The sequence below is a fragment of the Pseudomonas sp. Ma2-10 genome, from assembly GCF_054330215.1.
In genome coordinates this window covers 91,987-102,047 of record NZ_JBTEYL010000019.1, presented here as the reverse complement: position 1 = coordinate 102,047, position 10,061 = coordinate 91,987, and the positions used below count along the sequence as shown (strand labels likewise).

Annotated in this window: 9 protein-coding genes; 6 read left to right on the top strand and 3 right to left on the bottom strand. The window is 56.9% G+C overall.

The genetic code is table 11. The features are described from left to right. Positions 1-126 precede the first annotated feature (126 nt). Together ACXPVS_RS20470 and ACXPVS_RS20465 are read right to left on the bottom strand one after the other, a co-directional pair. Positions 127-915, bottom strand: a complete 789-nt coding sequence (locus ACXPVS_RS20470; RefSeq protein ID WP_458511551.1) for an MlaA family lipoprotein — start codon at positions 913-915, stop codon at positions 127-129. After that, a complete protein-coding gene (locus ACXPVS_RS20465; protein WP_458511550.1) occupies positions 908-2,206 on the bottom strand; it encodes a serine/threonine protein kinase in 1,299 nt (432 codons plus the stop codon). The genes ACXPVS_RS20470 and ACXPVS_RS20465 overlap by 8 nt, the downstream gene beginning before the upstream one ends. 224 nt (positions 2,207-2,430) lie before the next feature. On the opposite strand from ACXPVS_RS20465, the gene ACXPVS_RS20460 reads away from it, so the two are divergent. Next, a complete protein-coding gene (locus tag ACXPVS_RS20460) occupies positions 2,431-2,799 on the top strand; it encodes a hypothetical protein (protein WP_458511549.1) in 369 nt (122 codons plus the stop codon). A gap of 51 nt (positions 2,800-2,850) precedes the next feature. Here the strand turns inward: ACXPVS_RS20460 and ACXPVS_RS20455 are convergent, their stop codons facing one another. Continuing rightward, entirely contained in the window at positions 2,851-4,446 is a 1,596-nt protein-coding gene (locus ACXPVS_RS20455; protein WP_458511548.1) for a glycoside hydrolase family 17 protein, read from the bottom strand. A 287-nt stretch (positions 4,447-4,733) separates the two neighbouring features. Between ACXPVS_RS20455 and ACXPVS_RS20450 the strand changes: the two genes are divergently transcribed. From ACXPVS_RS20450 to ACXPVS_RS20430, 5 genes are all read left to right on the top strand, one after another. Next, a complete protein-coding gene (locus ACXPVS_RS20450; protein WP_458511547.1) occupies positions 4,734-5,585 on the top strand; it encodes a glycine betaine ABC transporter substrate-binding protein in 852 nt (283 codons plus the stop codon). Positions 5,586-5,812: 227 nt separating this feature from the next. Next, a complete protein-coding gene (locus ACXPVS_RS20445) occupies positions 5,813-6,124 on the top strand; it encodes a DUF485 domain-containing protein (protein WP_458511546.1) in 312 nt (103 codons plus the stop codon). Further along, a complete protein-coding gene (locus ACXPVS_RS20440; protein ID WP_458511545.1) occupies positions 6,121-7,779 on the top strand; it encodes a cation acetate symporter in 1,659 nt (552 codons plus the stop codon). Before ACXPVS_RS20445 ends, ACXPVS_RS20440 begins: the two co-directional genes overlap by 4 nt. A 433-nt stretch (positions 7,780-8,212) precedes the next feature. Further along, complete coding sequence (locus ACXPVS_RS20435) at positions 8,213-9,883, top strand: sodium:solute symporter family protein (RefSeq protein ID WP_458511544.1); 1,671 nt, start codon at positions 8,213-8,215, stop codon at positions 9,881-9,883. Next, the gene (locus ACXPVS_RS20430) at positions 9,865-9,996 is read left to right on the top strand and encodes a putative transporter small subunit (RefSeq protein WP_458511543.1); all 132 of its coding nucleotides are present in this window, start codon (positions 9,865-9,867) and stop codon (positions 9,994-9,996) included. Before ACXPVS_RS20435 ends, ACXPVS_RS20430 begins: the two co-directional genes overlap by 19 nt. Positions 9,997-10,061 lie beyond the last annotated feature (65 nt).

Here is a 10,061-nt window from a genome sequence, read left to right as displayed (position 1 = left end):
GCCGGAACAATAGCTTTGCACGGCTGCGAGTTTTGCCCGCTCTGTGTACTTACCCATGACACCCTCAAAGGTTGTGTCCAACCTTTGGGGGTCAGTTCATAGCGTGGGAACGGTCTCAAGGAAGCATTACTCGGCGATCTGCAACTTGCGCGACTCGGTGTACACGTAGCGCACTTTCTCGTACTCGAACGGCGAGTTCAGCTGGCCATAGCGGAAGCTGGTCTGGTAGCGCTTGTCGACGCCACGCAGTAGCCAGACCTCAGGATGGTTGGAGCTGACTTCGGAGACGTTCAGGAAGTTGATCGCCGATTCCGCGCTGAAGTCCACCACCAGGCCGCCGGTGTCGCGGATGTTCGAAGGGCCGAGGATCGGCAACACGAAGTAGGCGCCGCTTGGCACACCGTAGAAGCCCAGCGTCTGGCCGAAGTCTTCGTTCTGGCGCGGTAGACCCATGGCGGTGGCCGGGTCCCACAGGCCCGCGATGCCGAGGGTGGTGTTGAACAGCAGCCGCGCGGTGGTTTCCATCGAGCGCTGACCCTTGAACTGCAGCAGGCTGTTCAACAGGTTCGGCACGTCACCGAGGTTGTTGAAGAAGTTGCTGACGCCGGTACGCAGGAAGTTCGGCGTGATGTAGCGATAGCCATCGACCACTGGCAGGAATACCCATTGGTCGAAGCGGTAGTTGAAGTGGTAGACGCGCCGGTTCCACTCTTCCAGCGGGTCGTAGATGTTCAGCGCGTTAAGCGTCGAGCGTTCGAACTCACGCTGATCCAGCCCCGGGTTGAATTTGAGTTTGCTCAATGGCTCCTTGAAGCCGTCACTGTCAATCACAACCGGTGCGTTGGCTTTGCTGTTGTCGGCATTGGCGACGCCTGCACAGAGTAACGCTGCGATAAGCAGGAGATATTTAGCCACGGAAGAACTCCAGCATGGCGTCGCTGTTGACGCGGTAATTAAGGTTGCCGCAATGGCCGCCCAGTGGATAAACGGTCAAACGATCACCAAAGGTCTTGCGCAGGAAACCAAGGTCGCCAGGGCCGAGAATGACGTCGTCGGCGTTGTGCATGACGGCGATTTTCGGGCTGTCGTGCAGGTAATCCTTGAGTGCATACAAACTGACCTGGTCGATCAATTGCAGCAGGCTGCCTCCGTCGGTGCGGGCGCGCCACATCGGGATGACCTGTTCGGTGATGTAACAGTCGAAGTCGCACTGCAGCGCGCGTTTGAGGAACGGCGTGAGGGTGGTGCCTTCGGTGATCGGGTATTTCGGTGGAGTGATCAGGCCGCGACGGTTGATCAGGTCCGAGGTGAAGGCAATGTCGGCTGCCGAGAAGCGGAACGAAGTGCCGATCAGCATGGCCATCTGTTCGTTGCTCAGGTGCTGCTTGGACTGCTGGAAGTCGTAGAGCAGGGCATCGTTGAGGTCGATGTAGCCTTTCTGCTGGAAGTAACGCGTCAGCTTGCTCAGCACCAGTTCATAGAACGTTGTGCTGTTGTTGATGCCTTTGACCTCGGTCTGGACCAGCTTGTCCAGGTTGGTAATCGAGGTGTAGAGGTTCACCGGCGGGTTGAGTAACAAGACTTTCTTGAAATTGAAACTACGGCGGGTTTCGTCCAGGTGTGCGACAAATGCCGCGTCCAGTGCGCCCAGGCTATAGCCGGTCAGGTAGTAATCAGTGACGGGCACTTTCGGGTTTTGTGCCCGCACAGCCTGCATCACCCGATACATGTCTTCGGCGTCTTCCTTGGTGATGCCGGGTGTGGCGAATCGTGAGGCGGCGCTTATGAAGTCGAAGCTGGTGGGCGACGACAGTTGCACCACGTGGTAGCCGGCCTTGTAGTAGAGCTTTTTCAGGTATTCGTTGTGGCTGCTGTCGTAGCGCGCGCCGGTGCCGGCGATCAGGAAGATCAGCGGTGCGGCTTTATCTTGTGTGGCGATGCGGTAGGTGAGTTTTTTCACCGCCCAGAAGTTGTCTGGCAGGTCGAACTCACGCTCCGGGCGCAATCTGACGCTACGGTCGGTCTGATTGATGTCGTCGTCCAGCGGCAACTCCGGACGCAAGTCCGGCGGTGTCGTGGCAATGGTCGCCTCGAACGGGTTGGTCAAGGGGTAGCCATAACTGGCGGCGTCGATGTCTACCGCCAGTGCGGACGCACTCAAAATAAGGCCGCCAAACAGGGCGGCGAAGCGCAAGGAATGGAGCATGACTAGATCCCTTAGAGAGAGGTACCGAATGAAGTTCGCAGGCTATGACCACGGGGTTTGCGTCAAAGTGCCCTGGATCGGCACCCATCAGGCCTAATTTCGGAGTAATAGTAGCTGGACGATACACTTTGCAGCTATTTCGTGACCAATTATCTGTTACACGCGCTTGCTTACCGCTGGCGGGGGATTAAGCTGGCCGCCGTTTTCGTTTATTGGAGTGTTTCATGTCCCGCCGTCTGCCTGTGATTCTGCTGCTCGTTCTCCTGCCGTTATGGCTAGCCGCCAGTTATGGCGCGCGTTATGGCTTCATGGAGGATGCTCAATGGGTCGGCATCTGCGTGGACGAAGCGAGTCGCTGGGAATGCCAGGCTCGTTCGAGCCTGGGCCTGATGATTCACTTCAATGTCTTGGGCTTCGCGGCATTGGCGGCAGCCGCTATCGGTTTTGTGCTACCGGGCCGGGCCGGGTGGTGGTTGGCCGTGCTCGCGCTGGTGTTCGGGTTTCCAGCGTTGGCGTTGTACAACACGACGTTGGCTGTTTTTGCGGTGGTGATTGCCGGGTTGCGGTTGGTTCGGGAAAACCGCGTCGCCTGATACAGAAAGATCGCAGCCGCAGGCTGCGATCTTTTGATCTTGCTTTGCCGATTACACCTTGCGCACCCGCAAACTGCGCCACAACGCTGCAACCATCAACACACTCACCAGCGCCCAACCCCAGGCCTGCTGATTCTGCAACCCTTCACGGTACAGTTGTGGCGCAATGCCAGCACCGATGATGAAGGTCAGCAGGGCAATCTCCCGACGCGGCACGCTTACCGGGCGGCACAGATAGACCAGCGCCGGCAGGATGAATGCGACACTCGGGAAGCTGCGATAACGCGGATCGAACACCAGTTCCAGCATCGTCACCGCAGCGGCAAAACCGGCCGCGGCGAGCAACCAACCCGCCCGACGTTCCAGCGTGCCGAACGCGCGTCCGCGCCAGCCAGTGCGAGCGCTCAGGGTCAGTGCCGCATGCGCCAGCACCCACAGATTCAAAGCCGTCAGCAAAGCGACCCACAACCATTCACTGGTAAACCGCGTAGTGACACGGGCCAGGTCGCCCCAGGCGCCAATCGAGCAAGCGGCCAGTGCACCCAGCAGCGGTAGAACCAGCGCTGCGCGAGTGCTGTGTACACGGCCGCCGAGAATCAACGTGCCAAGGAAGATCAAACCCCCCACCACCAGCCACTGCGCCCAGTAAGGCACGTTCGACACCGGACCGGCGAGCACGCCCTTGTCCTGGCGATCGGCATCGAACAGCCCCCAGTAACCCCCGACCGCCCCTTCGCTGGCGCGTTTCCATGGCTGGTCGAAGGCTTCGATCAGGTTGTAATGCCAGCCTTGTTGCTCGGCCATGATGACAAAACCGCGAATGAACTTGGCTTCATTGACCCGGCTTGGCAGGGCGGTTTCACGCTGGCGGCCTTCGCTGGGCCAGCCAGTTTCGCCAATCATCACCTCCTTGGGTGCGAACTTGTTGCCGAACACCTGACGGACCTCGGCCACATGTTGCAGGGCGGCGTCGATATTCGAGGGGTCATCTTCCCAGTACGGCAGCAAATGGATGGTCAGGAAATCCACCGCTTGGGCGATTTCCGGGTACTTGAGCCAGAACTCCCAGACGTCGGCGTAAGTGACAGGTTGTTTGACCTGGCTTTTGACTTTATTAATGAGCGTGGCCAGTTGCGCGCCAGTGACTTCCTTGCGCAACAGGGCTTCATTGCCGACGATCACCGAGGTCACCACGTCTGCGTTGGCGTTGGCCGAGGCGATCAGCAGGTCGACTTCCTTGGCGGTGTCAACCGGGTTGCTGTTGACCCAGGCGCCGATCATCAGCTTCAAGCCGTGCTTGCGTGCCAGGTCGGGCAGGGCTTCGAGACCGGTCATGGAATAGGTGCGGATGCATTCGAAGCGAGTGGCCAGCAACGCAAGGTCGGCGTCCATGCGCTCGGGGCGCAGCTTGAACGGCTGGTCGAACGGCGATTGGTCCTTGTCGAACGGGGTGTAGGAGGCGCATTGCAGCTTGTGCGTCGCGCTGGCGACGTCCGGCAGCACCACCGGTTTACCGAGGCCGTACCAGAAGCCACCCAGGGCAAAAAGCCCCAGCAGGCAGGCGAATAGATAAGCAAAAAAAGGAAAGCGGGATGTCGCGGGCATGGTCAGGCCGTCTGGGAGCAAAGCCGCGCATGTTACCTTCATTTGCCGCGAGCTTGGTGGCCTGCATGATTTTGACATGCAAAGTTTGGGCGGGTTGGCCGTCGGGCTTTCGGTGGTCTACATTAATGGCGTTCTGATGTCGTTTCTCGATGCCTTGAGGTCGTTGACAGAGCAGGTCTCGGTTGGCGTCAGGTTGATTATCAAGGCATCAGTACTCCGCTGATGTTCGAACGAGTTTGCGGCGAGGCGTGATGGGGGCGCTGTGTACCATAACAATATGTTGAAGTCGCTCGGCAACCGCCGGGCGCAGCACTTTCGGGGAAGTAACGATGAAGATGCGACGACTTATAGGCGCGAGTGCCGTTCTGGCACTTGCGGTTGGCTCCACATTCGCCAATGCCGAGAGCAAAACCCTGAGCATCGGTTACGTTGATGGTTGGACCGACAGTGTCGCGACCACTCACGTGGCCGCTGAAGTGATCAAGCAGAAACTTGGTTATGACGTGAAACTGCAAGCCGTCGCCACCGGGATCATGTGGCAAGGGGTGGCCACTGGCAAACTCGACGCTATGCTGTCGGCATGGCTGCCGGTGACTCACGGCGAATACTGGGCCAAGAACAAGGACGACGTTGTCGACTATGGCCCGAACTTCAAAGATGCAAAAATCGGCTTGATCGTTCCAGAATACGTCAAGGCCAAAAGTATTGCGGATCTGAAAACCGACGCGAGTTTCAAGGATCGCATCGTTGGCATCGACGCCGGTTCAGGCGTGATGCTCAAGACCGACCAGGCGATCAAGGATTACGGTCTGGACAACTACTCCCTCAAGGCCAGTTCCGGCGCCGGCATGATTGCCGAGTTGACCCGCGCCGAGAAGAAAAAAGAATCCATTGCTGTGACCGGTTGGGTGCCGCATTGGATGTTCGCCAAGTGGAAGCTGCGATTCCTCGACGACCCGAAAGGCGTTTACGGTGAGGCTGAGACCGTGAACAGCATCGGTAGCAAAGAACTGGCAACAAAAGCGCCGGACGTTGTGAAATTCCTGAAAAACTTCCAGTGGAATTCGAAAGACGAAATCGGTGAAGTCATGCTGGCGATTCAGGATGGCACCAAAGCGGAAGAAGCGGCGAAAGCCTGGGTGGCCAAACACCCGGAACGCGTTGCCGAATGGATCAAGTGATTTGATCACAAGCGTCTAGTCAGTACCTTTCAGAGCCCCCTGGCATTTATGCCCGGGGGCTTTTGCGTTTCTGCGGTTCAACAGGGTGCAAAGCAAGCTGATTATTTTCTTCTGGAAAATGGCAAAACGATCATGTCGTTCTAATACTAAGGTCGTCTGGAACCAGTTCCGCAGCCGCATAGAGTGGATAACGTTCCAACTTCATCTGTGCTGCGAGGATAAAAACAATGAACGACAGCATTTACCTCTCGATTCAAAACAGCCCGCGTTTCAAGGAGCTGGTTAGTAAGCGAGAAAGATTCGCCTGGACTCTTTCGGCGATCATGCTTGGGCTTTACGCCGGATTCATCCTTTTGATTGCTTACGGGCCGCATATTCTGGGGGCGAAAATCAGCCCCGAGTCTTCGATTACCTGGGGGATACCCATTGGTGTCGGGCTGATTCTCTCGGCCTTTATCCTGACTGCAATCTACGTACGACGCGCCAATGGCGAATTCGACGACCTGAACAATGCGATTCTCAAGGAGGCTCAGCAATGATCCGGCGTCTAATGGCTCTATTGAGCATCGCAGCCTTTGCACCTGGCGCCTGGGCAGGTGAAGCCCTGACCGGCGAAGTGCAGAAACAACCACTGAACGTTTCCGCGATCCTGATGTTCGTCGCGTTCGTCGGTCTGACCCTGTGCATCACCTACTGGGCCTCCAAGCGCAACAATTCGGCGGCTGACTACTATGCGGCGGGCGGCAAGATCACCGGTTTCCAGAACGGTCTGGCGATTGCCGGTGACTACATGTCGGCGGCGTCCTTCCTGGGTATTTCCGCCCTGGTGTTCGCCTCTGGCTACGACGGCCTGATCTACTCGATCGGGTTCCTGGTGGGCTGGCCGATCATTCTGTTCCTGATCGCCGAGCGCCTGCGTAACCTGGGTAAATACACCTTTGCCGACGTGGCGTCTTACCGCCTTGGGCAAACCCAGATCCGCACGCTGTCTGCTTGCGGTTCGCTGGTGGTCGTGGCGTTCTACCTGATCGCGCAAATGGTCGGTGCCGGCAAGCTGATTCAGCTGCTGTTCGGTCTCGACTACTACGTTGCCGTGATCCTGGTCGGTATCCTGATGTGCATGTACGTGTTGTTCGGCGGCATGCTGGCGACCACGTGGGTGCAGATCATCAAGGCAGTGTTGCTGCTGTCCGGTGCTACGTTCATGGCACTGATGGTCATGAAACATGTCAACTTTGACTTCAACTTGCTGTTTTCCGAGGCAATCAAGGTTCACCCTAAAGGTGAGGCGATCATGAGCCCTGGCGGCCTGGTGAAAGATCCGGTGTCGGCATTCTCGCTGGGTCTGGCGCTGATGTTCGGTACGGCTGGCCTGCCGCACATTCTGATGCGTTTCTTCACCGTGAGTGATGCGAAAGAAGCTCGCAAGAGCGTGCTGTATGCAACCGGCTTCATTGGTTACTTCTACATTCTGACGTTCATCATCGGCTTCGGCGCGATCCTGCTGGTCAGCACCAACCCTGCCTTTAAAGATGCGGCTGGCGCGCTGTTGGGCGGCAACAACATGGCGGCGGTGCACCTGGCTGACGCGGTGGGTGGCAGTATTTTCCTTGGCTTCATCTCGGCAGTCGCGTTCGCAACCATTCTGGCGGTAGTGGCTGGTTTGACGCTGGCCGGCGCTACGGCGGTGTCTCACGACCTTTACGCCAGCGTGATCAAGAAGGGCAAGGCCAACGACAAGGATGAGATTCGCGTCTCGAAAATCACCACCGTCTGTCTGGGTGTGTTGGCGATCGGTCTGGGCATTCTGTTCGAAAGCCAGAACATCGCGTTCATGGTAGGCCTGGCGTTCTCCATCGCGGCGAGCTGTAACTTCCCGGTGCTGCTGCTTTCCATGTACTGGAAAAAGCTGACCACGCGTGGTGCGATGATCGGCGGTTGGCTGGGCCTGATCAGCGCCGTTGGTTTGATGGTCCTTGGGCCAACCATTTGGGTGCAGATTCTGCATCACGAGAAGGCTATCTTCCCGTATGAGTACCCGGCGCTGTTCTCCATGGCCATTGCGTTTATCGGGATCTGGTTCTTCTCGATCACTGACAAATCGATCGCGGCTGACAATGAGCGGGCGCTGTTCTTCCCTCAGTTTGTTCGTTCGCAGACTGGCTTGGGGGCGAGTGGGGCAGTTGCTCACTAAGGGTTCGCAAATTCATGATTAAGCTGCGCTAACAAGAAAATGCCCTGGTCGAGAGACTGGGGCATTTTTTGTTTGCTGATGGTCCCGTAGCGCGCTTGAGCCACAAGCTGTGCTTCCAAACAGCACAGTTCGCTCCAACTCTGTATAGTCTTTGCCTGTCCGCATCAGGGTCATCGGTTTCTGATGCAGGACTCATCTTCCGGTTATTACCGGCTCTTGCTGCAAGCACTGGGTTCAACGTGCTAGCGCACGCTTTGCCTTCAGACATGGAGCGCTCTTTGCGCGCCGTCTCTTGTCAGCCTTCACAATGACAACCCCTCGGGCGTCTGTCCGATGTTGCCTGCCTGTCAGGACTGCGGGTTGTTGCGCGCCTGCCAAATTTGGACTGTCGTCCCCTGTACGGTGGCTTTGGCGCGTAAAAAAGGAGAAAGGAATGTTCCAACTTTCCACCCCCACCGTTTTGCTGCTTCTGTTCTGTTTCTATGGCCTGACCTTTTTGGTGTCATTGCGCGTGGGTCGCAAAGACGAAAATGTCGACGGCTATATGGTTTCCAATAACTCAATTGGCTTTGGCATGGCGGCTGCCAGCATGACCGCCACCTGGATCTGGGCCGCCTCGTTCTATGCGTCGGCCAGTTCCGGCTATAAGTTTGGTCTCTCTGGTGCGCTGCATTACGGCTTCTGGGGGGCGCTGATGATTTTATTTATCTACCCCTTTGGTCGGCGGTTTCGCGCGTTGGCCCCCAAGGCCCACACTCTTGCTGAGATCATGCATGCCCGTCACGGGCGGTCCAGCCAGATGATTCTGGCTGGCTCCAACATCGTCGGGAGCATGATCAGCCTGATGGTCAATTTCACCGCTGCCGGAGCGTTGGTGGCCGTGCTCTCTCCGCTGAGTTTTATTCACGGAGTATTGATCGCCGGTTGCGGGGTTCTCTGTTACACCATCTGGTCAGGCTTTCGCTCGTCGGTAATGACCGATTTTGGGCAGTTAATCGCAATGATTTTTGCCGCGGTGGTGATCATCCCGATTATTTTCTTTCAGTTGGGGGGGCCGGAAATCTTCGCCCAAGGCATGCCGAACATCACTGCGGAGCAAGCTAGTTTCTATTCGAAAACGGCCATTTTGGAGCAAGGGGCCCCCTATTTTGTTGCGGTCCTGGCCTACGCTATCGGCAATCAAACGATTGCCCAACGGCTGTTTGCGGTGCGTGAAGACTTGATGAAGTCGACATTTATCACGGCCACCATTGGTTACGCTTCGATTGTGATTGGCCTGGGCATGCTGGGTTTTCTGGCATTGCTGGCGGGTGTACAACCGGTAGACGGCGACTTAAACAACCTGATTCCGCAAATGGCCTCGACTTACCTGTCGCCGTTTGCAGTCGGGCTGTTTTTTATCATGGTGATTGGTTCGTTGTCGTCAACCGCCGATTCGGACTTGTCGGCCCTGTCTGCGCTGGTAATGACCGATGTTTACGGAAAAAACCTGGCCAATGGCAAACCTGATCCCAAAACCATGCTGTTTGTCGGGCGCTTGACCATGGTCGTTGCGACCATGCTCGCCGTAGTGTTCGCCAGCCTTAAGCTGGACATCCTGACCATGCTCATTTTTGTAGGCGCGTTATGGGGCGCCATCGTGTTTCCGGTCATTGCCAGTCTGTATTGGGGGCGAATTACCAATGCGGGCTTCACCAGTGCCGCTATCGCGGGCTTCTTGATGTTTTTGGCTGCGCGCTTTGAGGTCCTCGAGTTGCAAGGAGCGGTCGCACTGTTTTTCGAGCTATTTGCCTCTATCGGAGGCGGCGTAGTGATTGGGTTGATGGCCTTTGGTTTCTTTGGGCGCAAAGTAGGGTTCACCTTGGGCGGGCTCGCATTTTTGGTTCTCGCCCCCTTTGCGTTCGGCTTTTTGCGCGATTACCCGGTATTGCTTAGCTCGCTGACCGCCTACGGCGTCAGTACGGTGGTCTGCGTATTGGTGAGCTTGTTGTCTAACGAAGATTTTGATTTTGACTGCATCAACGACCGGGTCGTGGCATTCCACTACAACACCGATTCCGTTACTGAAGACAAAGGAGTTCCCCTATGTCCAGCTTCGCGTTAACCCTGTATGTGTTGATCTGGCCGGCCATTGCAGCGCTAGTGATGATTACCTTATGCGTCAGCGTGTACCGCGACTTGCGAAAGGCCAAGCGTGATGGCACCGACCTGGTGTAGGTTTTTTCAGCGCTTTAAGCGCGAGCTCTAAGCGGGCCTGCTTTCTATTGCAGGCCTGCGTCGCG